Origin of the sequence: Curtobacterium pomorum (genome assembly GCF_044497295.1) — a bacterium.
GTDB lineage: Bacteria > Actinomycetota > Actinomycetes > Actinomycetales > Microbacteriaceae > Curtobacterium.
The window spans coordinates 3,590,521-3,613,775 of sequence record NZ_CP172409.1; the positions used below are offsets into that span (position 1 = coordinate 3,590,521).

Consider the following 23,255-nt stretch of genomic DNA (forward strand, 5'->3'; position numbering starts at 1 on the left):
CATGGGGCGACCATCGGGGTGGGACGTCGTCGATCAGGGTGACGACCCGGTCAAGGGTGATCCGTCGACGCTCCGGATGATGTCGCGGGAGTACCAGCGCATCTCCGACGCAGCCGATGACGCCTCGACCCGGCTGAACTCCGTCAAGGGGTCCGGGTGGCTGACCGACTGGGAAGGTGAAGCCGCCGACGTCTTCGTCGACGCGATCGAGGACACCCCGTCGGATCTGACCAAGCTCGTGGCCTCGTACGAGGCGGCCGCGACGGCGTTGTCGGGGTGGGCGGACACGGTCGATGACACCCAGTACCGGGCTGATGGTGCGCTCGCGGACGCGAAGGACGCCTCCGGGGACCTCGCCGCGGCGCAGGACCGGCTCGCCGACGCGCAGTCGAACCTGACGCACTACCAGTCGACGTCGTCCGACCTGTCGAAGGTCGCGGACAAGTACCCGGCCGGGTCCGACGTGCCCGACGGGGTGGACGTACCCTCGCCGGCGCAGTTGCGGGCAGCGTCCGACAACGCCTCCGTCGCGCAGGGGTCCGTGTCGTCCGCGCAGGGCGACATCGCGGCGGCGCAGTCGCGGATCGACGCGGCGAAGCGGCTCGTGGCGGATGCGAAGGGTGATTGGCAGGACGCGGAGCAGCGGACCGCGACGAAGATCGGCGAAGCGGCTGACGCGGGGCTCGGGAAGCAGTCCGGGTGGGACAAGATCTTCGGGTCCGAGGCGTGGGAGACCATCGTCTCCATCGCGAAGGTCGTCGTGGCGGTGGGCGGCATCATCGTCATGATCATCGGCGGGCCACTCGCCTGGATCGTCCTCGGTGCCGCCCTGCTCGTGCTCGCCGACACCCTGTACAAGATGTCGAAGGGCACCGCCGACGGGTGGGACCTCGCCTTCGCGTTGCTCGACTGCATCCCCGGGATGAAGGGCATCACCACCGCGGCGAAGATCGGTGAGGAGTTCGCGAAGGGCGCCTCGCTCGCCGCCAAGTTCAGCTCAGCCGGTCGGCACGTCGCATCGGAGAGCCGACAGCTGTTCGCACCGGGTCTGCACCTGGTCAACAACCTGCGCCACGGTGCCGCACTGCGCTCGGTCGAGTCGCTCCGCGCCCTCGCCGTCCACGGTGGGTCGGCGGCGGTCGGTTCCCTCCGGCGCCCTGGGGACGGCTTCATCGCCTCGATCCGATCGATGCCGGAGATCGCGAACAAAGCGACGCAGGCGTACTGGGACAACGGCGGCTCGTCGCTCGCAGAACTCGCACGGCACTGGCAGGGCGGCAAGGGCGGCTTCCAGAGTGGCTACCTGGGTGTCGACCGCTGGGCGAACGGCGACGCCGGCTCGCTCGTCGGGCAGACGCTCCAGATCAGCGGTCCTGGCCACGGCAACTTCTACGTCCCTGACGGCACCATGCACGCCGGTGGCAGTGCCTCGAACTACAGCGAGTCCGTGCAGGTGGGCGTGCAGTCGCCAGCCGGACACGACGGCGTGCCTGCAGGGGCACAGACGCACTCCGACTACCGCAACACGGGTGACAGCTACCTGGTGAACCAGCCGCTGCCGCACGCCGAGGGCACCGCGCAGGCGAACACCCAGTTCGGCGGTGGCGGGCAGCACCAGCTGTTCACGGACAAGTCGACGAACGACCTCGTGAACGCCGGCGTGCTCAGCCCGGTCGACCAGGCGGGGAACGTCGTCCCCGACGGGATGAACCAGGTGCTGATGGACCCGGCCACGCGGAGTCCGCAGCCGGGGGTCCTCACGACGCACCAGTACGCGAACGCGCTGCAGGACCTCGGCGCCCGTGGACCGGCGGTCGCGGCAGGCATCGTGACGGCACCGTGGGACATCAGCGAGGCAACGCAGTCCGTCCAGGACCGACTGCGGTGACCCGGAGCGGCGTCACCCGGGCGGGTCACGAGCTCCTGGACCGGTCACCGTCCTGGAACGCCCTGCCCGAGCGCGCCACGGACGGCCGGTGGGCCATCACCGACACCGTCGATCCGCTCTGGCCGGAGTACGGCGCGAGCCTGCCACTGCTCAACGCCCTGTCGTCCGACGGGTACGAGGTCGAGGACCTCGACGGCACGCTGTTCGAGCGTGGGCGCCAGGTCGTCGTCCCGCGCTCGGCACTCGTCCACACGACGTCCGCGCCCGCGGTCCTCGAGTCGGTGGCCCTGGCGGACTCGTTCCACGTTGCATCGTTCGCGGTCGACGGTCGAACCGACGTCAACATCGAGGACGGCTGGAAGAACGAGTACGAAGTGCGCCGATTCCGCACGACGATGAGCCCGGACCGAGCAGCGATCGACCGCCACGAACCCGGTGTGGTGCCGACCACGGTCTCCCGCATCGAGAAGACCGTGGAACCGCTGCCGGTCGACGGGCGCGGCACCTACACCGTGCCGTCCACCGGCCCGTACGAACAGGGATGGGGCAGGCTCGCGCCGGTCGTCCGCACGATCGCGGAACTGGGGCTCGACGTCCGTCCTGACCTCGGTGCGTACACGACGCTGTCCGGTGTCGTCCGCCCGACGTGGGGCACCGAGATCCGCGGAGCCGACGACTGGACCGAGCTGCTCGCCCGGTTCGTGTTCCCGCCGGGCATCCACTCGGAGGTACTCTCCGATGGGTACGCGATCATCCGCGACATCCCCCACCCCGGCGACCCGCTGCACCCGACGTTCGCGCTCGTGTTCACACCCCCGTCGACGGCACGACCGAGCCTGTTCGCGAGGATCTTCTCCTGATGAGCACCACCACGAACATCACCTCCGCACAGCGACGCGCCTTGATGGTTCGCTCGCGCTTCGCGTTCGCGGCAGCCGAGGTCGTCGCACTCCGACACGACGAGCAGGGAATCCCGCTCGGCGTCGTCAGCCCTGAAGGCACCCCGCTCGCGCTGGCGTTCACCGATCCTGCAGCGGCCGTCGCCCGCATCCCGGCAGGTGTCGCCGCCACGCCGCTGTCGCTGCCGGTGTCGCGCCTGGTCGCCGGCTTGCCGACTGACTGGGGTCTCGTGCTCGACATCGACCAGCCCTACCCGCAGGTCGTGCAGCCCGACGAGAAGCAGGCGGTCATCGCCGCGGGCGGCCCGTTCCCCGACGGCGCCGAGGTCACGCTCCGCCCGGCACCGTCCGCGTCCCAGGGGTTCTCCGACGCACTCGCCGAACGGGCGCCACGCACGCCGGACGTGGTCCGGGTGTGGCTGTTCCGCCACGGTGTCGACATCGTGCCCGAGGACCTGATGGTCGTGCTGGCGACGACGGATCGCAACGCCGCGTTCGCCTTCTCCGAGATCGTGTTCGAGGTCGCACGCGCGCACGACGTCCCGGTGCCGGTCCTCACCGCCTGGATCGACGAGCTCCCCGTCGAGCACGCCACGTGGGTCCGGCAGCAGCAGCCGCTCGCGCACGTCGAACGGCGCTGAGATCGATGGACCGCGGACGCTCGGCTGCCGTGGTCCAGCGGGTCGGCGTCCCGGTTGAACTGCACCTGGTCGTCGACTCGCTCGGCCCGCCGGAACGGGAGCAGGCCGACCGCGGTGCCGCGGTGCAGTGGGCCTACAGCGATCCGACCGACCGTCCGACCGACTTCGGTGCCGGGACGCAGTGCATCTCCAGCGACACGCTCCGCCAGCGCGAGGCCACGGGCTCGGTACGGTTCGTCATCGACCCGGCGGGCCCGTCCCGCGCAGGTACGGAGTTCCTCCCACCTCCTCGGCCGCCGGTGCTCGCCACGCTCCGGTCCGTGACGTCGACTCCGCTCGGGACGGCCGCCGGCCTCTGGGCCGCGATCACCGCCGACACCGTCTCGCCCGGGCGGTCGCTCATGCTCCGTTCGGGTCGGTGGTCGCTCCCCGTGGTGCTGACTGAGCATCTCCGAGCGACGGCTGAGGCGATCGTGCACGCCCTCGGCAACCGACCGCACCCGGCGATCTTCGTGGTCGAAGGTGCCCGAGGGCTGCCGCGTCCGTGGCGGACCGGAGCGCACGCAGCCGTCGAAGCCGCGTTCTTGTCGCTCTGACAAGTACTATGGTACGGTCGAGCCATGGCAGTCGAACTCAGCACCTGGGACGCCCAGGGCAACCAGACGACACCGACGTTCTCCACCATGCGGTTCCCCGCCGGTGAAGCCCACGTCAAGGTCGCGAACGACACCGCCGAGCCGGGGGGCCTCACCGAGATCGCGACCCTGCGCGGCACGAACGGCGACGACCTGATCATGCTCGGCATGTGGGCGGACGCCGTGCGGCAGCGCGGATCGAGGTCCGTCGCGCTCGTCCCCTACCTGCCCGGAGCCCGGCAGGACCGCGGCTTGCCGTTCGGCGCGAAGGTCTACGCGGACGTCCTCAACGGCTTCCACCTCGACCAGGTCATCGCGTTCGACCCGCACTCGCCGGTCGTCGTCGGCCTGGTCGACAACCTGACCGTCGTCACGAGCGAGCAGGTCGTCCGTGACGCCGTGGTCGGCGCACCCGAGCACGACGGCGGCGACCCGTACACCGGCATCATCGCTCCGGACAAGGGCGCGGTCCCCCGGGCAACCGCGGTCGCCGAGGCGTGCGGGCTGCCGCTCTACCGGGCCGAGAAACACCGCAACCCCGACACCGGCAAGCTCGACGGCTTCACCTGCGAACCCCTGCCCGACACCGGCCGGTTCCTGGTGGTCGACGACATCTGCGACGGCGGCGGCACGTTCATGGGGCTCGCGGGCTCGACGGGCCTGCCCAAGGAACGCCTCGGCCTCTGGGTCTCGCACGGCGTCTTCTCCGGCCGGGCAGCACAGCTCGCCGACCACTTCGGCGAGATCGTCACCACCGACTCGTACCCCGCGCAGAACGCCATCGACGGCCTGCGCACGATCGCACTCACCCCCTACCTGACGGAGCAGATCCGATGACGCAGACCACGAGCACCACGACCAGCACGAGCACCGGGATCGAGCCGCGCATCACCACGGCGAGCCCGATCGCGCCGCTGCTGGCCGTCGACGGCTACAAGCACTCGCACCGGCAGGTCTACCCGGCAGGCACCACCCGCATCCTGATCAACTGGACGAACCGGTCGAACGCGCACATGCCCGAGTCGACGCACGCCGTGGTCTTCGGGCTGCAGGCGTTCATCCAGCGCTCGCTCGTCGAAGCCTGGGCGCCGTTCTTCGCCGCCGACGAAGACGAGGTCGTCCGGCTGTTCGACGAAGCGCTGCAGAGCTACTTCGGCCCGAACCACATCGGCACCGACCACGTCCGGGCCCTGCACCGCCTCGGCTACCTGCCCCTCGAGATCCGTGCGCTGCCCGAGGGGACCCTCGCACCGATCGGCGTCGCGACCCTGACGGTCGAGAACACGATCGACGAGTTCTATTGGCTGCCCAACTACATCGAGACCGCGCTGTCAGCCTCGATCTGGCACCCGTCGACGGTCGCCACGAAGGCACTCGAGTACCGCGACCTGATGGAGGACTGGGCCGCCCGCACCGGCGCGGTCCCAGCCGGCATCGACTTCGCCGCGCACGACTTCTCGTTCCGTGGGCAGTCGAGCATCGAATCGGCCGCAGCGGGTGGCGCGGGCCACCTCCTGTCGTTCCTCGGCACCGACTCGATGCCGTCGCTCGACTTCATCGACCGCTACTACCCGGGCGACAACGGTTGGGTGGCCGCGAGCGTGCCCGCCACCGAGCACAGCGTGATGTGCGTCCGCGGCGCCGACGGCGAGCTGGCGACGTTCGAGCAGATCCTCGACGTGTACCCGACGGGCATCGTCTCGGCGGTCAGCGACGGCTTCGACCTGTTCAAGGTCATCACCGAGACCCTCCCGCAGCTCAAGGACCGCATCACCGGTCGTGACGGCAAGCTCGTCATCCGCCCCGACTCGGGTGACCCGGTCGACATCGTCACCGGAACCGTGCACGGCGTCGACGACGCTGAACTGTTCGCGGCCGACCGCAGCCACGAGCAGAAGGGCGTCGTCGAGCTGCTCGACGAGATCTTCGGGCACACCGTGAACGAGCAGGGCTTCAAGGTCCTCGACCAGCACATCGGCGTCATCTACGGCGACAGCATCACTCTCGACCGTGCCCGTCGCATCTACGAGCGCTTGGCCGCCAAGGGGTACTCGAGCGACAACATCGTGCTCGGCATCGGTTCGTACACGTACCAGTACATGACCCGCGACAACCTCGGCAGCGCGGTCAAGGCCACGTGGGCCCTCGTCGACGGCGAGCCCGTCGACATCCAGAAGGACCCGAAGACCGGCAGCGGCAAGAAGAGCGCGAAGGGCCGCATCGCCCTGCACCGCGACGAGACCGGTGAGATCCGGCAGACGGACCAGGCCACAGCCGACGACGAGGCGACCAGCCTGCTCCAGCCGGTGTGGGTCGACGGACGCTTCACGCGCCTCCAGTCCTTCGCCGACGTCCGCCAGACGCTCCGCCACGAGCGCGCGGCCCGAGCCACCCGCCGGGCGGCCACCGCGTGAACGACGCCGCAGCGGCGATCCGCGACCAACCGCTCATCGCGATCGACGTCGTCCCGATGTCGTTCACGACGGCGGGCGGTCTCCGGGTCGCCACGGCGCGGCGGGCGTACGCACCGTATGCCGGAGAGCAGGCCCTCCCCGGCGTGCTCCTCGACGGCGCCGAGATCCTCGCCGACGGTGCACGGCGCGCCCTGCGGGCCAAGACCGGGGTCGGCCCGACGGCGGTGCGCCACCTCGCACAGGTCGGCGCGTTCGACGGACCCGACCGCGATCCGCGGAGCGCCGCGATCAGCATCGCGTTCCTCGCGGTCATCGACCCGGCAGCGGACTCCGACGCGACGTGGCACGATGTCGGCTCGCTGCCGCTCGGCCTGCCGTTCGACCACGACCGGGTCGTCGACGCAGCCCTCGAGCGCGCCCGAGTACTCCTCTGGTCCGACCTGCCGTTCACACGAGCACTGCTCGGCGACCCCTTCACCACGGCCGATGCCGCTCGGCTGCGGATCGCGCTGACGGGGACGACACCGGACCCGGGCAACCTCAACCGGACGCTCCGCACGAACACCGCGCTTGCGCGGGTCGACGCCACTGCGAGCGCGGGGCCGCGGGGTGGGCGTCCCCCGGCAGCCTGGACGTGGCAGGACTGAGCACGGTTGGGTGGACGCATGTCCTCCTCCCTGTCCGGTGACGACTCCCTGCACCTGCCCGAGTTCGACGCACCTCCGGCGTCACCGCTCGACCTCGCGCAGCAATGGCTCGACGCCGCGGACGAACGCGACGTCTCCGAGCCGAAGTCGATGACCCTCGCCACGGCCGGGGCGGACGGCCGAGTGTCCGCCCGCACCGTCGACGTGAAGCGGCTCGACGACCGGGGGCTCGTGTTCGGCACCTCGACGCTCAGCCCGAAGGGTCGCCAGCTCGCCGAGAACCCGCACGCGGCACTCCAGGTCTACTGGCGCGAGACGATGCAGCAGCTCCGCTTCGAGGGCCGGGCGGTGCAGCTGTCCGACGACGAATCAGACGCGCTGTTCGCCGACCGCTCACCGAAGTCCCGCGCAGCCACCGCCATCGCCGACCAGTCCGCCGTGCTCGAACCCCGGACGCTGCAGGACCTGATCGACGACGCCAACATGCTGCTCGAGGAGTCCGACGACGCCGTTCCACGGCCGGCTGGGTGGGTGGCGTGGCGGCTCGAGCCCGACGTGGTGGAGTTCTGGCACGGCAGCCGCGACCGGATGCACCGCCGCCTGCAGTACGTGCTCGCCGACGGCGTCTGGTCGGCCATCCGCCTGCAGCCGTAGTCGAGTCCGCTCCGCACAACCAAAGTGCACTCGAACCGCGGGATTCCGCGGCGCGAGCGCACGTTGGTTGGGCGAGTGGGAACGGAACCGCCCTACCGCCCGATCGGGTTCGCCATCGCCCCCGCCCGGATGAGCGACGCCGACTGGTCCGCCAGGTCGACCATCGACAGGGTGTTCCGCAGCTGCAACCGGTTCAGGCACGAGTGCTCGAACGTCGGCACCCGCAGGTCCAACGGTCGACGGCGGTCCGGGTGTGCAGCGGCGTGCGCGTCGATGCACTCCCCCACGACCTCCCAGAACCGACCCTCGGGCAGGACCCCGTCGTCGTCGAGGATCGCGGCGACGAACCGCAGCACCCCGTCGAACACGTCGGTGAACACGGCGAGCGCTGCTTCGTCGTCGGACACCGGGTGCACGATCCGGTCGATGTCGGCCGGCACCGGACGGTCGTCGTGCCGCCCGAGCACCGCCGCCTCTTCCCCGATGTCCTTCATCACGGCACGGACGACGGCGCCGTCGCGGACGACGAGCACGAGGTTCTCGCCGTGCGGCATGAACACCAGGTCGTGCACGGTCAGGCAGTGCACGACGGGCAGCAGGTACGCGTCGAGCCAGCGCCGCACCCACGCGTCGGCGGGCAGCCCCGACTCCTCGATGAGCGCTGAGACGACGGCGTCGCCCGAGGCATCTCGGTGCAGCAGCGCCGCCATCGTCAGCAGTCGCTCGCCGTCCGTCACCCGCGGCAGCGGGCTCTCCCGCCACAGTGCCGCGAGCATCTTCCGCTGCGGCGAGGACACGTCGACCCGGTGGTACGCGTCGCCGGTGTACCCGATGGCGGCGTGCTCCCGCAGCACCGAGAACCCGACGGACGCGAGCGTCGGGTCGGCGGCGACGATCGACGCGACCCAGTCGTTCACCGCCGGGGTGTTCCGCATGTACGCGGGCGACATCCCCCGCAGGAACCCCATGTTCTGCACGGCGAGCGCCGTCTTCACGTACGAGCGTGTCGGATCGGTTCGGTTGAACGCGGTACGGATGGACTGCTGCGGCTGGTACTCGTCGGGCCCCTCGCCGAGGTCGACCAGGTCCTGCCGTCCCAGGTCGGGCGCGAAGGTCACGGCGATGCGGTGCTGCCACTGCCAGGGGTGCACGGGGATCCACACGTAGTCGTCGGGGTCCAGGCCTCGACGTTCCAGCGTGGAGCGGAACCCGGCCACGACCGTCTCGGAGAGCTCCGACTCCCAGTGCGCCTGCTCGGTCCGGTCGGCGGCGAGCGCCAGGTGCGTGTGCGCGCGTCGGGCGGCGAGCCACCGGTAGCGGAACCGGCCGCCGGACTCCGGCGCGAAGGCCCGGTACTCGTCGAGGCCGAACCCGATCCGCCCGTTGGCGGCGACGAAGGCCGGGTGCCCTTCGGTCATCGCCGACTCGACGTCCTGGAAGGACGCGGTGGCGCCGGCGACGCCGCCGTCGGACCGCCCGCGCGCCAACTGCGCGGCCGAGGGCCCACCCCGCCGGTGCTTCGCGGCGGCACTCGCCAGGGTCGAGGCGATCTCCTCCAGGTACGTGCCGAGCATCTCGTCCGGGATCCCGAGCACGTCGCGCAGTTCGAGCACGAGGTCCTGGGCGCTGAGCGCGACCGGGGCACCGCCGCGGGTCCGCGTCAGCGAGGTCTCGTCGATCGCCCAGTGCTCGAGCACGTGCTGCCGTGCCCGGAACCGGTAGGTGGAGTCACCCGCGTCCAACCGCCAGCCGTCGCCCTCCTGCGTGGGCGCGATCATCCGCTCGTGGGTGAACTCCGCGATCGCCTTCGCGACGAGGTGCCGTTCGGCGGGTTCCAGGTGTTCGGGCCGCAGGTGGGCGGCCGGCCCGTCGTCGTCGGAGACGCCGATCCGGTCGGTCTCGAGCACCGACAACAGCGCCCGCTTGCCGTCGACGTCGACCGCTCGCAACGCGCGGAACCCGACCTCGGCGTTCTTCGCCTGCACCGCGGTGTTCCGCACGTCCGGTTCGACGACGATCCGACGTGCCCCGAGGGCGTCGCGGCAGTGCTCGACGACGGCGCGCATCACGGCGCTCGTCAGTCCGTGCACGCGGCCCCCGGCCGGCGCCGGTGCGACGAGCAGGTGCATGCCGACGTCTCCGGGCTCCGCCGCCCACACGTCGGTGAGCAGGACGGCCGAGGGGTCGTAGGTCTCGGCCAGGAAGCACGGTTCGCCGTCGCGGCGGCCGAGCCACGCGGCCTGCGCCGGGTCCGCCTGCACGCCGGTCAGGTAGTCCCGGACGCCGTCCACGTCGAGGTCGCCCATCTCCCACCACGACGACGCCGGGTGGGCGAGCCACGACTGGACGACGGCGGCGTCGCGGTCCGGGTCCACGGGTTCGACGGTCAGGAGGCCCGGAGCGGCTCCGGCGGACACCGTCGCCTCGGGCGCACCGACCGGTGCAGTGCTCGTCACATCGGCGCTCATGCGGGCACCTCCGCGCGCTCGGTGACCTGCCGGTCCGGCGCGCGGTGCGCGCCGGCGACCGGGGCCGTCGACTGGTCCGTGTCGGGCAGGCCGAACTCCTGGAAGGCGATCCGGGCCTCCAGGCCGTACACGGGGCGACCCGTGACGGACCGGATGATCGACGCGTTCCGCCACGCGCCCATGCCGAGGTCGGGCGCGGTCAGGCCGTGCGTGTGCTCCTCGGCGTTCTGCACCCAGATGCGCCCGCCGAGCGTGTCGACGTGGTGGTCGCGCGCGACGGCCAGGCGACCCTGGGAGTCCCGGGCGACGAGGTGCTCGACCGGATCGAGGAACCGCGGCGCCCGTGGGCGGTAACCGGTGGCGAGGACGAGCCGCTCGACCTCGTGCTGGTAGGTCTCGCCGAGCTGCTCGTGGCGGAGTGTCAGCCGGTACGTGCCCCGGTCGGCGAGCCACTCCGCGTCGACGACACTGGTCTCGGTGCGCAGGCTCGTCGGGATCGGGCCACGTGCGCTGATCCGGTACAGCTGGTCGTAGAGCTCGTCGACGAGGTCGGCACTGATGCCCTTGTAGAGCCCGCGCTGCTCGCGCCCGAGGTGATCGCGGACGGCTTCGGGCAGGGCATGGAAGTGGTCGGTGTACTCCGGACTCGTCATCTCGAGGGTGAGCTTCGTGTCCTCCATCGGGAAGAACCGCGGCGACCGGGTGATCCAGTCGAGGCGGTAGCCGTCCTGCCGGATGTCCTCGAGCAGTTCGCGGTAGACCTCGGCGGCGGACTGCCCGCTGCCGACGACGGCGATCGACCCGGCGTCGCGCAGGGCGTCCCGGTTCGGCAGGAACTCGGCGGAGTGGATCGCCGGCCCGGCGATCCCACGCAGCGGGGCGGGGACCGACGGCTCCGTGCCGATGCCGACGACGACGTGGCGTGCGCGGTACGTCTCGGGACCCTGATCGGTCTCGGCGTGCACCGTGAACACGTCCATCGTCGGGTCGTGCTCGACCGCCGTGACGGACCGACCCCAGCGGAGGGTGTCGAGCTGGTCGGCGGCCCAGCGGCAGTAGGCGTCGTACTCGCTGCGCAGGGGGTGGAAGTCCTCGCGGATGTAGAACGGGTACAGGCGGCCGGTCTCCTTGAGCCACGCCAGGAACGAGAACGGCGACGTCGGATCCGCCATCGTCACCAGGTCCGCCATGAACGGCACCTGGATCGTGGCGTCGTCGAGCATCATGCCGTGGTGCCAGGCGAAGCCGTCGGCGGCGTCGAGGAACACCGCGTCGAGGTCGTCGAGCGGGTCGGTCAGGCAGGCGAGGCCGAGGTTGAACGGGCCGATGCCGATGCCGATCAGGTCGTGCACGGTGCGGTCGGTGGTCATCGCGTTGCTCCTTCCGGGGCGGTGGTGGTCGCGCGGACCCGTGCTGCCGTCGCGGCGACGTGGTCGAGCGAGGCACGCATCTGCGCCGGGGTCGTCTCGGGGTTGAGCAGGGTGAGCTTGTTGCACGGGCGGCCGTCGATCACGGTCTTCGCGATGAGGACCCGGCCCTCGGCGAGCAGGGCCGCGCGGATCGGGGCGACGAGCGCGTCGGCCTCGTCGTCGGTCACCCCGGCCGGCTGCCAGCGGAACAGCACGGTGCTGAGCTGCGTCGGGGCGACGAGCACCAGGTCGGGGTCCTCCTCGACGATCCGGTGGGTGGCGGCGGTGAGGTCGATGACGGCGTCGAACGCGGTGCCGATCGCGTCGGCCCCGGTCGCGCGCAGGGTGGCCCAGAGCTTCAGGGCGTCGAAGCGGCGGGTGGTCTGCAGCGACTTGTCGACCTGGTTCGGCTCGGCGGCGTCCTCGGGGTTGAGGTAGTCGGCGTACCAGGCCGTCCGGCGCAGGTCGGCCGGGTCGCGGACGAGCAGTGCGCTCGAGGACACCGGCTGGAAGAAGGACTTGTGCAGGTCGGTCGTCACGCTGCGCGCCCGCTCGATCCCGGCGAGCAGGTGCCGACGCGTCGGGGACACGAGCAGTCCGCAGCCGTACGCGGCGTCGACGTGCAGCCAGACGTCCTCGAGGTCGCACACGTCGGCGATCGGCTCGATCGGGTCGATGACCCCGCGGTCGGTGGTGCCGGCGGTCGCGACGACCGCGATCGGTGTCCCGCCCGCCGCACGGGTCACGGCGATCGCCTCGGCGAGGGCTGCCGGCCGCATCCGACCGGCGTGGTCGGTGGCGACGTCGACCACGGCCTCGAGCCCGAGGAGCCGAGCGGACTTCGCGATGCTGAAGTGGGTCTCCGCCGTCGTGAACACGGTGCCGGCGACGCCGACGGCTTCGCGTGCCAGCAGCAGCGCCTGCAGGTTGGACTGCGAGCCACCCGAGGTGAACACTCCGTCACCGGCAGCGAACCCAGCCCGGCGGGCCAGCCAGTCGACCACGTGGCGTTCGATGTCCGTGCCGATGCGGGACTGGTCCCAGGTGTCGACCGACGGGTTCACCGCCGCGAGGACGGACTCGGCGGCGACCGCTGGGAGCGCGACCGGGCAGTTCAGGTGCGCGAGGTAGCCGGGGTCGTGGAACCACACGGCCTCGCGGACGAACAGGTCGTCGAGTTCGGCGAGCGCCTGCTCCGTCCCGACCGGGGCGGCGTCCAGGTCGACGGCGCGCACCCGGTCGTGGAGCGCACGCGGGTCGGTCGCGGTCGTCGGGCGGTCCACGGTGGCGAAGCGGTCGGCGAGCCGGTCGACCATCGACCCGACCGTCGATCGGTAGCGCTCGGCGGTGGCCGCGGTCAGGATCTCGATGGGGGCTGTCTGATTGAGAGCTGTCACGTTAGGTAAGGCTAACCTCACCACGTTTTCGGTGTCACCCGAACAGGGGTGGACTCCCAGGTCTCGGGCGTGGCGCGACGTCCTCGTGCCCACGACGAACGCACCCCGCCGGGGAACCGGCGGGGTGTACGGACGTTCAGCCGGCTCTGGCTAGAGCTTCTCGATCGGCGCGATCTTGATGAGCAGCTTCTTGCGACCGGCGGAGTCGAACGCGATCTCCGCGATGCGCTTCGCGCCCTGGCCGGTCACCGCGGACACCGTGCCCTCACCGAAGTCGACGTGCTTGATGCGGTCACCGGCGACGAGTTCCATGTCCCCGTTGTCACGGACCTGGCCGGACACCCGGTTCGCCCACTCGGTCTTCGGGCGGGTCTTCGACGCGGCCGCCGCACGGTCGTACGAGCCACCGCCCCAACCGCCGCCACCGCGGTACCCACCGCCGCCGCCACCGCCGATGCCGCCCTCGCGCTTGGCGTTCAGCGCGCGGGGCTGCGTGCCGCCACGGCTGTTCGCCATGCCCGGCGACTGCTTCCACTCGATGAGCCCCTCGGGGATCTCCTGCAGGAAGCGCGACGGCATCGCGACGTTGACGTCGCCGAACTGCGCGCGCGTCATCGCCAGCGACAGGAACAGGACCTTCTTCGCGCGGGTGATGCCGACGTAGAACAGGCGGCGTTCCTCGGAGGGGCCACCCGGCTCGTTCGCGGACATCCGGTGCGGCAGCAGGTCTTCCTCGACCCCGGTCAGGAACACGGCCTCGTACTCCAGACCCTTGGCCGTGTGCAGCGTCATGAGCGACACCGTGCCCGACGAGTCGTCGAGCTCGTCCGCCGCAGCCACCAACGAGACCTCGGTCAGGAAGTCCGTCAGCGTGCCCTCGGGGTTGTTCTTCTGGAACTCGCGCGTCACCGCCACGAGCTCGTCGATGTTGTCGGCGCGGGCGGCGTCCTGCGCATCGGGCGACTTCCGCAGGTTCTCGAGCAGGCCGGAGCCGTCGAGCAACTGCGTCAGGGTGTCGACGACCGGCTGGGTCTGGGCCTTCTCGGACACGGAGTCGAGCAGCGCGGCGAACGCCGTGATGGCGTTGCGGACCTTCGGGCCGAAGCCGAGCTCGTCGGCGTGCCGCAGGGCATCGCGCATCGTGGTCTCGTGCTCGTCGGCGTAGCGCTGCAGGGTCGTCTCGGTGACGGACCCGATGCCGCGCTTCGGCACGTTGAGCACGCGGCGGAGCGCCATCGGGTCTGCCGGGTTCGCGACGGTGATCAGGTACGCCATGGCGTCCTTGATCTCCGCACGCTCGTAGAACTTCGTGCCGCCGAGCACCCGGTACGGGATCGCGGCGCGGATGAAGATCTCCTCGAGCGCACGGGTCTGCGAGTTCGTCCGGTAGAACACCGCCATGTCGCGGTAGTCCATGCCGTCCTCACGCAGGCGCTGGATCTCGTCGGCGACGAACTGTGCCTCGTCGTGGCCGGTGTACCCGGTGAAGCCGACGATCTTCTCGCCCGCGCCGACGTCGGTGAACAGGTTCTTCGCTTGACGGTCGAAGTTGTTCGCGATGACGGCGTTCGCCGCGTCGAGGATGGTCTGCGTCGACCGGTAGTTCTGCTCGAGCAGGATCACCTTGGAGTTCGGGAAGTCGCGCTCGAACTCGACGATGTTGCGGATGTCGGCCCCGCGGAACGCGTAGATCGACTGGTCCGAGTCACCGACGACGGTCAGGGACGCCCCGGCGATCGAGCCATCGCGCTCGCGCATGCGAGCGACGTGCTGGCCGGAGTCCTCGAGCTTGTCGACCTGCTCGACCGGCACCGGACGCGTGAGCTCGCGGATCAGTGAGTACTGCGCGTGGTTCGTGTCCTGGTACTCGTCGACCAGGATGAAGCGGAAGCGCCGCTGGTACAGCGCAGCGACCTCGGGGAAGGCCCGGAACAGGAAGACGGTCTGGCCGATGAGGTCGTCGAAGTCGAAGGCGTTCGCCCGGCGCAGGTCGTTCGTGTACCGACGGAAGACCTCGGTGAACATGACTTCCTGCGGGTCGTTCACGTTGATGTTGCGCGCGTAGGAGTCGATGTCCTGCAGCTCGTTCTTGAGCTTCGAGATCTTCGACGCCGCTGCGCCCACGGTGAGCCCGAGCGTGTCCGCCTCGAGGTCCTTGATGATCCGCTTCAGCAGGGCCTTGGAGTCGGCGGAGTCGTAGATCGTGAACGACTGCGCGAACCCGAACCGCTCGGCCTCGCGCCGGAGGATGCGCACGCACGCCGAGTGGAACGTCGAGATCCACATGCCGTCGGACTCGCCGCCGACCAGCGCCCGGACACGCTCGCGCATCTCGGCCGCGGCCTTGTTCGTGAAGGTGATCGCGAGGATCTGCGACGGCCAGGCTTCACGGTTGGCGAGCAGCAGCGCGATGCGGCGCGTGAGGACGCTCGTCTTGCCGGACCCGGCGCCGGCCACGATCAGCAGGGACTCGCCGCGGTACTCGACGGCTTCCTTCTGCTGGGGGTTCAGGCCCGCGGTGAACGGGTCTTCGTACGCACGGGCACCGGCGCCCGGCTCGGGCGTCGATTCGAAGGGGTCGAGCACGATCGTCATGTTCGGGACAGTCTAAGCGGGACCCCCGACAGCCGACCGGGCGAGGACCGCCAGGTCGGTGTGGTCCGCGAACACCCCGTCGAGACCGGTCCGGATCACCGAGGTGTACCAGCGCTCCCAGTCCCCGAAGGCCGCCACGTCCCCGCCCCGGCGCAACGGCCCGGGCAGGAACCGGTTCTCCGGCCGGAGCGTCCACGTGTAGACGGCCAGCCCCGCCGCGTGGGCACGGTCGACGATCGCGCTCCGCACCGGCGTCGGGTCCTCGAGCGCGACGCTGTCCACCCCGGCCATCAGCGTGCCGAGGTCGACGCTGATGCCGTGGAACTCGGTCGCGAAGGACGCGAGGGCGTCCTCGGAACGCTCCGCGGCGTACGTGGGAGCCAGCGATCCGTGGGACGCGACCTCGTCGGCGGCGCTGCCACGGGCCTCCTGGAGGTACACCAGCCGACCACCCGTGTGCCGCTCGCGCAGCTCGCGGAGCACGCCCTTCTCGAAGCTCTCGACCGTGAGCCGCTCGTCCCGGCGCCACCCGGCGTCACCGAGCGCGCGGTCGACCAGCTCGTCCATCGGGAAGCCCGCACGGTCGAAGAAGGCCGCGTGCTTGACCTCGGCGACCAGCCCGACCGGACGGGGTGCGACGTCGAGGATCGCGAGCAGGTCCTCGAGGCGCAGGATCGGTTCCTCGCCGTCGTGCTCGGCCGACCCGGGCCGCAGCGCGGGCAGGCGCTCGCGGGTGCGGAGCGTCTGCAGCTCGGCCCACGTGAAGTCCTCGGTGAACCAGCCGGTCAGGGACTGGCCGTCGACGGTCTTCGTCGTGCGCAGGTGCCGGAACTCCGGGTGGTCCGCGACGTCGGTGGTGCCGGACACCTCGTTCTCGTGGCGGAGCACGAGCACACCGTCCTTCGTGGGCACCAGGTCCGGCTCGATCGCGTCGGCACCGAGCTCGATGGCGAGCTCGTACGCGCTCCGCGAGTGCTCGGGGCGGTAGCCGGACGCACCGCGGTGGGCGATCACGAGGGTCATGGCGCGACCCTACTGGGCCAGGGTGACGGCCGACCGTCCTGTGTCGCGGGACACACGCACCCGGCCGGAGCCCGTGCTTCCCAGCATCGACGCTGACCATCGCCGCATGACCGTCCGTTCGCTCTCCACCGCCGTCGAGGCCCGGATCGACCGCGCCGCCCGCCGACTGCTCGACGCCGGGCACCAGCCGCACCGGCCCGTCCGGCTGTTCGTCACCGAGTTCCTGGTGTTCGGCGCGAAGCAGGCATGGGCGTGCGCGTTCGGGGCGCTGCTGCTCGGCTCCATGGCCGTGGTGCACCTGACCGTGCCGGTCGCCTTCCGGAACGACGTGCTGACCGTCGTGGCCGTGCTGCTGCAGCTCGGCATGCTCGTGTTCGGGCTCGAGACCGTGCGGGAACTCCGAGTCGTGCTGCTCTTCCACGTCGTCGGCACCGTGATGGAGGTGTTCAAGACACAAATGGGTTCGTGGTCGTACGGACCCGACGGGCTGTTCGTCATCGCGGGGGTCCCGCTGTTCTCCGGCTTCATGTACGGCGCGGTCGGGTCGTACATGGTCCGTGTGCACCGCCTGTTCGACCTGCGGTTCGACCGGTACCCGCGGCAGTGGCTGCTCGCCGTCGTCGCTGCCGGCGTGTACCTGAACTTCTTCGGGCACCACTTCCTGCCCGACGCCCGCTGGGTCCTGCTCGCGCTCGTCGTGCTGCTCTTCGCCCGCACGACCATGCACGTCCGGATCCACCGGGCGACGGTGCGCATGCCGGTGCTCGTGGCGATGGGACTCGTCGCCGTGGTCATCTGGTTCGCCGAGAACGTCGCGACCTGGGCCGGAGCGTGGAGCTACCCCGCGCAGCTCGCGCTGTGGCAGCCGGTTGCCCCGACCAAGATCGTCGCCTGGTTCCTGCTCATGACGATCTCGGTCGCGCTCGTGACCTGGCTGTACCCGGTGCTGCCGTCCGGGTCGGCGCGCTCGACGGCGGACTCTCGACGACTTCGAGGCGCGCGCGCAGCGGGTGCCCATAGGCTGCCGTCGTCAGGGCCCACGGGCCCGCGTCCGCTCGCCGCGAATCCTCAGCCTTCCGCGACCGAGCGCACCTAGGCTGAGAGGACTCATATCTCCTAGGAAGAGGACACCATGGCCTTCAAGCCCGGTTTCGACCAGTCCCCCGCCTTCAACGCCCAGGGACCCAACACCTGGGGCGGGCGCGGCGCTGGTCAGCAGCAGGCCGGCTGGGGACAGACCCCGCAGCAGGCACAGGGCGGGATGACCCCCGAGCAGCTGCAGTACATGTACGACCGCCCGGCGGCATCGACGGTCGACACCGACCGCATGTCGTACGAGGACACCATCGTCAAGACGCTGCTCGCCTTCGGTGTGCTGCTCGTCGGCGCGGTGGCCGGCTGGAACCTGCCCCCGATCGTCTGGATCGTCGGCGCGATCGTCGGGTTCGTCCTGGCGCTCGTGAACACCTTCAAGAAGAAGCCGTCGCCGGGTCTGATCCTGACGTACGCGTTCTTCGAGGGGCTCTTCGTCGGCGGGATCTCGAACTTCTTCGAGTACAACTTCACGCAGACTGGCGGCATCGTCGCCCAGGCCGTGTTCGGCACCCTCGGGGTGTTCGCGGTCACGCTGCTCCTGTTCCTGTCGGGCAAGGTCCGTGCGACCCCGAAGGCCACCCGCTTCTTCCTCATCGCGATCGTCGGGTACATGGCGTTCTCGCTCGTGAACCTCGTCCTGATGTGGACCGGTGTGACCCAGAGCGCCTTCGGCCTCATGGGTGTGACGTTGTTCGGTATCCCGCTCGGCGTCCTCATCGGCATCTTCGTCGTGGTCATGGCGGCGTACTCGCTGATCCTCGACTTCGACCAGATCAAGACCGGTGTCCAGCGCGGCGCCCCGAAGATCTACGCGTGGACCGCGGCGTTCGGCCTCATCGTGACGCTCGTCTGGCTGTACCTCGAGATCTTGCGCATCCTCGCCATCGTCGCGAGCAGCGCGCGCAACTAGTACCACCGCGTCCACGAAGGGCCCCGGCGCTGCCGGGGCCCTTCGTCGTTCCCGGAGCAGTGGGGCTGTGGCGTTGTGGGGCTGTGGCGTTGTGGGGACTCGCCGTGCCCGCGGCGCCTAGGTTCCACGACATGCCGCGGGTGTGACGCCGAGGTTCCACGGATGCCCCGGGGGGAGCTCGAGATGCCGAGATTTCGGAACCTCGGGGAAGCCCGACCCGCGCCCGCCCCGACGCGCGCACGCACCCCCGGACGCGCGGAGGCCCGGCACGCAGTGCGTGCCGGGCCTCCGGTCGTTCAGGGGAGCGTCACTCCCACTCGATCGTCCCCGGCGGCTTCGACGTGACGTCGAGCACGACCCGGTTGACGTCGGGCACCTCGTTCGTGATCCGGTTCGAGATCTTCGCGAGCACGTCGTACGGCAGGCGCGTCCAGTCGGCGGTCATGGCGTCTTCCGACGAGACCGGACGGAGCACGATCGGGTGCCCGTACGTGCGACCGTCACCCTGGACACCCACGGACCGGACGTCGGCGAGCAGGACGACCGGGCACTGCCAGATCTCCCCGTCGAGGCCGGCCGCGGTGAGTTCCTCGCGCGCGATCTTGTCGGCCGCGCGGAGCAGCTCCAGCCGCTGCTTGTCGACCGAACCGACGATGCGGATGCCGAGTCCCGGTCCGGGGAACGGCTGGCGGCCGACGATGACCTCGGGCAGGCCGAGCTCGCGGCCGACGGCACGGACCTCGTCCTTGAAGAGCGCACGGAGCGGCTCGACGAGCTCGAAGGTCATGTCCTCGGGCAGGCCGCCCACGTTGTGGTGCGACTTGATGTTCGCGGTACCGGCTCCGCCGCCGGACTCGACGACGTCGGGGTAGAGCGTGCCCTGCACGAGGAACTTGACCTCGGCATCAGAGTCGGACGCCTGGGCCTCGAGCACGAGCGCCTCGGCCGCGGCTTCGAACGTCCGGATGAACTCGCGCCCGATGATCTTGCGCTTCTGCTCGGGGTCGCTGACGCCGGCGAGGGCGTCGAGGAACTGCTGCTCGGCGTCGATCGTGATGAGCCGGACACCGGTGGAGGCGACGTAGTCCTCTTCCACCTGCTTGCGCTCGTCGGCGCGGAGCAGCCCGTGGTCGACGAAGACGCAGGTGAGCTGGTCTCCGACGGCCTTGTGCACGATGGCCGCGGCGACGGCGGAGTCGACACCACCGGACAGGCCGGCGATGACGCGGTTCGACCCGACCTGGGCCTGGATCCGGGCGACCTGCTCGTCGATGACGTTGCTCGAGTTCCAGTCGCCGGGCAGACCGGCGGCGCGGTGCAGGAAGTTCTCGAGGACGGCTTGGCCGTGCTCGGAGTGCTTCACCTCGGGGTGCCACTGCACGCCGTAGAGCTTGCGCTCGTCGGACGCGAAGGCGGCGACGGGGGTCGAGGCGCTCGATGCGAGGACCTCGAAGCCCTCGGGTGCCTTCGCCACGGAGTCGCCGTGCGACATCCACGTGACCTGGGACCCGGGCTGCCCGCCGAGCAGGACGCTGTCGGTCCCGCTGACGTCGACGGACGTGGCGCCGTACTCGCGCAGGCCGGTGTTCGCCACCTCGCCACCGAGGGCGGTCGCCATGGCCTGGAAGCCGTAGCAGATGCCGAGCACGGGGACACCGAGCTCGAGGATGTCGCCGTCGAGTGACGGGGCACCGTCCTCGTAGACGGACGACGGACCACCGGACAGCACGATGGCGGCCGGGTCCTTGGCGCGGATCTCGTCCGCGGTGATGTCGTGCGGGACGATCTCGCTGTAGACGTTCGCTTCACGGACCCGACGCGCGATGAGCTGCGCGTACTGGGCCCCGAAGTCGACGACCAGGACGGGACGCTGTTCGGTCTCGCTCACCGAGCGGCCTCCTTCTCACGCTGCTGGGCAGCGATCAGCTCGTGGTAGGTGTCCATGGCCTTCTGCTGCATGCGGTGTTCGACCACGAAGGACATGAACGGGATGATGCCACCGAGGGCGATGAGCAGGAAGCGGGAGGGCCTCCAGCGCATGATGCTCCACAGACGGAAGTCCGTGAAGAGGTAGAGGACGTACAGCCAGCCGTGCGCGATGAGGATCGCGATCGACAGGTTGAACGTGCCGGGCGCTTCACCGGCCGTGCCGTTCGGCACGAAGAACGGGCCGTTGCCGAGCTGCATCTCGAGCTGGAGCGGCGTGTACTTGATGATGACCTCGATCACGAGGGCCAGCAGCAGCACACCGGTGATGTACGCGGAGACGCGGTACCACTTCACCGCACCCGGGATCTTCGGGACGTCGCGGGTTCGGACGGTCAGGGCCATGACGACCAGCCTACCGTCGGTCGGCGAGGGCCCCGTCGACGCTGAGGGCAGCCTCACGCCGCTCCTCTTCCTCGCGCTCCCAGGCGTCCTTCACGAACCGGTACCAGAGGAACACCGCGAAGCCGGCGAAGACGACCCACTCGATCGCGTAGAACAGGTTCAGCCAGTCGAACTGGACCTCGCGCGACGGCGCACGGTCGGCGATGGTGCCGAGGTCGGCGGCCTGCGCGGTGGCGCCGTCGGCGACGACGTACCCGAGGTACATCCGGTCGTCGAAGGCCTGCCACGTGTTCACGAAGCGGGCTGGTGCCACGGCGGAGTACTCCGCCTGCTTGTAGGTGTCCTGGTCGGGCGACTCGGCCGGGTAGTAGCGGCCCTGCACCGTGATCGTCTGTCCGTCCGCCAGGCGGTCACCACCGGCGACGGCGGCCGACCGCTGGTCGGACCACCCGATGACGACCGGGAGGCTCGCCCCACCATCCGAGTCCACCATGTGTCCCACGGTCTGGTACGTCCCACCCCCGGTGCGGCCGGTCAGGATCGTGGTGTCGCCGGCGACGAAGGTGCCGGTGACGGTGACCTTCTGGCCGGCGATGGTCTCGCTCGCGGGCTCTTCGGGGGCGGTGATCGCCTCGAGCGTCTTGCGGGTCTCGGTGGTCGCCGGCAGCGGCTTGCCGTTGGCGATGCTCCGCTCGAGCTGCCACTTGCCCAGCCCCGCGAACACCGCCGCCAGCACGAGCGCCAGCACCAGCAGCGCGATCCACCTCGGTCGTCGGGCAACGGCCCACATCTGTATCAGTACTCCGGATCGCGCTGTCGGACCGGACGCTCGGGGCGCTCGGTGGGGATCTCGACGGGCGACGTGACGGGTTCGTCGGTCGCCTCCGGTGACCCATTCTCCTGCTCGTCCCTGCCAGCGGCCTCCACGAGCGCGAACTCCTCCGCGAACTGGCGGTCCCGCTCGGCACGGCGGGCCGCGGCGGCGGACGCTGCTTCGTCCGCTTCGGCCTCGGCGGCCTCGGCGGCGGCAGCCGCGGCGACCGCACGACGACCGCCGAGCCGCCCGCGCAGGCGGGCGAGACGGGCGGGGCGCACCACGAGGCGGCCGATCCGCTCCGAGTTCACCGCGAGCAGGGGCCCGAGGATCGCCATGACGAGGACGTAGAGGCCCGCGAACGCGGTGATCCGCGCCTCCAGTCCGGCGGCAGCCGAGAGCGTCGCGAGGATCAGCGCGAACTCGCCACGGTTCACCAGGATCACGGCGGTGTTGATCCCCTGCTGGACGTTGAAGCCGTTCATGCGCGCGACGATCTGCCCGGCGACCGCGTTCAGCGCGACGGTCATGCCGATCGCACCGAGGACCGGCCAGAGCACCTCGCCGAAGGTCGACAGGTCGAGACCGAGCCCGAAGTTCACGAAGAAGAACGCGGCGAAGACGTCACGCATCGGCAGGGCGAGCTGTTCGATGCGGTCGCGGTACCGGGTGGCGCCGCAGAGCAGGCCGATGACGAAGGCGCCGATGGCGTCGGTCACGCCGAGCAGGTCGCCGATGCCGCCGAACATGACGGCGAGCCCGAAGAACAGCACCGTGAACAGTTCGTCGTCACGCGTCGCGAAGATCTTCGACACCCACTTGCCGGCGAACCGGGCGAGCGTGAACATCACGATCAGGAAGCCGAACGCGAGCGCGAGCTTGCCCACGACGGCCCAGGCGTTGGTGTCGCCGGACAGCACGACGGAGACGATCGCCAGGTAGATGGCGATGAAGACGTCCTCGATGACCGTGACGCCCAGGATCATCGGGGTCTCGTCGTTCGCGAGCCGTCGCAGCTCGATGAGGAGCTTCGTCACGATCGCGCTCGACGACGTGGCCGTCATGCCGGCGATGATCAGGGCTTCTCGGGTTCCCCAGCCGAGCGAGAACCCGAAGGCGAACCCGACACCCATGTTGATGACGACGTAGGTGCCGCCCGACACGAGGAGTTTGCCGGCGTTGCCGTAGAACTCCTCCTGGTCGAACTCCAACCCGAGGTTGAACAGCAGCAGGATGAGCCCGAACGTCGCGATGAGCTCGATCGTGTGCGACTCGACGCTCAGGCCGATCCACGGGGTGTGCGGGCTCGCGATGAGCCCGACGATCATGTAGATCGGGATCGCCGGCAGACCGATGGTCTTGCCGAGCCGCCCGAGCACGTAGGCGATGACGAACAGCACACCGATGGTGAGCAGTTCACCGCCCAGGTGCATGC

19 protein-coding genes are annotated in these 23,255 nt (G+C 70.3%); 10 read left to right on the forward strand and 9 right to left on the reverse strand.

What is annotated here, in order from left to right; genetic code table 11:
• The first annotated feature begins 1 nt into the window (after nucleotide 1).
• From ACGH48_RS17190 to ACGH48_RS17225, 8 genes are read left to right on the forward strand one after another with little or no spacing between them, the layout of a single operon-like run.
• The gene (locus ACGH48_RS17190) at nucleotides 2-1,888 is read left to right on the forward strand and encodes a putative T7SS-secreted protein (protein ID WP_396289498.1); all 1,887 of its coding nucleotides are present in this window, start codon (nucleotides 2-4) and stop codon (nucleotides 1,886-1,888) included.
• Nucleotides 1,885-2,748, forward strand: coding sequence for a hypothetical protein (locus tag ACGH48_RS17195; RefSeq protein WP_396289500.1), 864 nt, complete (start codon nucleotides 1,885-1,887; stop codon nucleotides 2,746-2,748). The genes ACGH48_RS17190 and ACGH48_RS17195 overlap by 4 nt, the downstream gene beginning before the upstream one ends.
• Nucleotides 2,748-3,428, forward strand: coding sequence for a hypothetical protein (locus ACGH48_RS17200; protein WP_396289502.1), 681 nt, complete (start codon nucleotides 2,748-2,750; stop codon nucleotides 3,426-3,428). The genes ACGH48_RS17195 and ACGH48_RS17200 overlap by 1 nt, the downstream gene beginning before the upstream one ends.
• Nucleotides 3,429-3,433: 5 nt before the next feature.
• A complete protein-coding gene (locus ACGH48_RS17205; protein ID WP_396289504.1) occupies nucleotides 3,434-4,024 on the forward strand; it encodes a hypothetical protein in 591 nt (196 codons plus the stop codon).
• A gap of 24 nt (nucleotides 4,025-4,048) precedes the next feature.
• The gene (locus ACGH48_RS17210) at nucleotides 4,049-4,900 is read left to right on the forward strand and encodes a phosphoribosyltransferase family protein (protein ID WP_396289505.1); all 852 of its coding nucleotides are present in this window, start codon (nucleotides 4,049-4,051) and stop codon (nucleotides 4,898-4,900) included.
• A complete protein-coding gene (locus ACGH48_RS17215; protein WP_123311829.1) occupies nucleotides 4,897-6,477 on the forward strand; it encodes a nicotinate phosphoribosyltransferase in 1,581 nt (526 codons plus the stop codon). Before ACGH48_RS17210 ends, ACGH48_RS17215 begins: the two co-directional genes overlap by 4 nt.
• Nucleotides 6,474-7,124 (forward strand): NUDIX domain-containing protein, encoded by a 651-nt coding sequence (locus ACGH48_RS17220; protein WP_396289508.1) that lies wholly within the window; start codon nucleotides 6,474-6,476, stop codon nucleotides 7,122-7,124. The genes ACGH48_RS17215 and ACGH48_RS17220 overlap by 4 nt, the downstream gene beginning before the upstream one ends.
• Before the next feature lie 18 nt (nucleotides 7,125-7,142).
• A complete protein-coding gene (locus tag ACGH48_RS17225; protein WP_396289509.1) occupies nucleotides 7,143-7,778 on the forward strand; it encodes a pyridoxal 5'-phosphate synthase in 636 nt (211 codons plus the stop codon).
• Nucleotides 7,779-7,870: 92 nt separating this feature from the next.
• Here ACGH48_RS17225 and ACGH48_RS17230 read toward each other — a convergent pair whose 3' ends face one another.
• From ACGH48_RS17230 to ACGH48_RS17250, 5 genes are all read right to left on the reverse strand, one after another.
• Nucleotides 7,871-10,246: a GNAT family N-acetyltransferase gene (locus ACGH48_RS17230; protein ID WP_396289510.1), complete on the reverse strand. Its 2,376-nt coding sequence runs from the start codon at nucleotides 10,244-10,246 to the stop codon at nucleotides 7,871-7,873.
• Nucleotides 10,243-11,616 carry a lysine N(6)-hydroxylase/L-ornithine N(5)-oxygenase family protein gene (locus ACGH48_RS17235; RefSeq protein WP_396289511.1) on the reverse strand — a complete coding sequence of 458 codons (1,374 nt, stop codon included), beginning with the start codon at nucleotides 11,614-11,616 and terminating at the stop codon, nucleotides 10,243-10,245. Before ACGH48_RS17235 ends, ACGH48_RS17230 begins: the two co-directional genes overlap by 4 nt.
• Nucleotides 11,613-12,971, reverse strand: a complete 1,359-nt coding sequence (locus ACGH48_RS17240) for a pyridoxal phosphate-dependent decarboxylase family protein (RefSeq protein WP_396291138.1) — start codon at nucleotides 12,969-12,971, stop codon at nucleotides 11,613-11,615. Before ACGH48_RS17240 ends, ACGH48_RS17235 begins: the two co-directional genes overlap by 4 nt.
• Before the next feature lie 231 nt (nucleotides 12,972-13,202).
• Complete coding sequence (locus tag ACGH48_RS17245; protein WP_123311818.1) at nucleotides 13,203-15,647, reverse strand: ATP-dependent helicase; 2,445 nt, start codon at nucleotides 15,645-15,647, stop codon at nucleotides 13,203-13,205.
• Nucleotides 15,648-15,659: 12 nt separating this feature from the next.
• The gene (locus ACGH48_RS17250; RefSeq protein WP_396289512.1) at nucleotides 15,660-16,670 is read right to left on the reverse strand and encodes a glycerophosphodiester phosphodiesterase family protein; all 1,011 of its coding nucleotides are present in this window, start codon (nucleotides 16,668-16,670) and stop codon (nucleotides 15,660-15,662) included.
• 106 nt (nucleotides 16,671-16,776) lie between these two features.
• Here ACGH48_RS17250 and ACGH48_RS17255 point away from each other — a divergent pair, with 106 nt between their 5' ends.
• Entirely contained in the window at nucleotides 16,777-17,766 is a 990-nt protein-coding gene (locus ACGH48_RS17255; protein ID WP_396289514.1) for a DUF817 domain-containing protein, read from the forward strand.
• 36 nt (nucleotides 17,767-17,802) lie between these two features.
• On the forward strand, nucleotides 17,803-18,675 hold the full coding sequence (locus ACGH48_RS17260) for a Bax inhibitor-1/YccA family protein (protein ID WP_111083414.1): 873 nt from the start codon (nucleotides 17,803-17,805) through the stop codon (nucleotides 18,673-18,675).
• Nucleotides 18,676-18,982: 307 nt separating this feature from the next.
• On the opposite strand, the gene guaA is transcribed toward ACGH48_RS17260, so the two are convergent.
• From guaA to ACGH48_RS17280, 4 genes are read right to left on the reverse strand one after another with little or no spacing between them, the layout of a single operon-like run.
• A complete protein-coding gene (guaA, locus tag ACGH48_RS17265; RefSeq protein ID WP_340197755.1) occupies nucleotides 18,983-20,563 on the reverse strand; it encodes a glutamine-hydrolyzing GMP synthase in 1,581 nt (526 codons plus the stop codon).
• Nucleotides 20,560-21,006, reverse strand: a complete 447-nt coding sequence (locus ACGH48_RS17270) for a DUF3817 domain-containing protein (RefSeq protein WP_123311809.1) — start codon at nucleotides 21,004-21,006, stop codon at nucleotides 20,560-20,562. The genes guaA and ACGH48_RS17270 overlap by 4 nt, the downstream gene beginning before the upstream one ends.
• A gap of 10 nt (nucleotides 21,007-21,016) precedes the next feature.
• Entirely contained in the window at nucleotides 21,017-21,796 is a 780-nt protein-coding gene (locus ACGH48_RS17275; RefSeq protein WP_396289516.1) for an SURF1 family cytochrome oxidase biogenesis protein, read from the reverse strand.
• 5 nt (nucleotides 21,797-21,801) lie between these two features.
• Nucleotides 21,802-23,253 (reverse strand): cation:proton antiporter, encoded by a 1,452-nt coding sequence (locus tag ACGH48_RS17280; protein WP_396289519.1) that lies wholly within the window; start codon nucleotides 23,251-23,253, stop codon nucleotides 21,802-21,804.
• Between the last annotated feature and the right edge of the window lie 2 nt (nucleotides 23,254-23,255).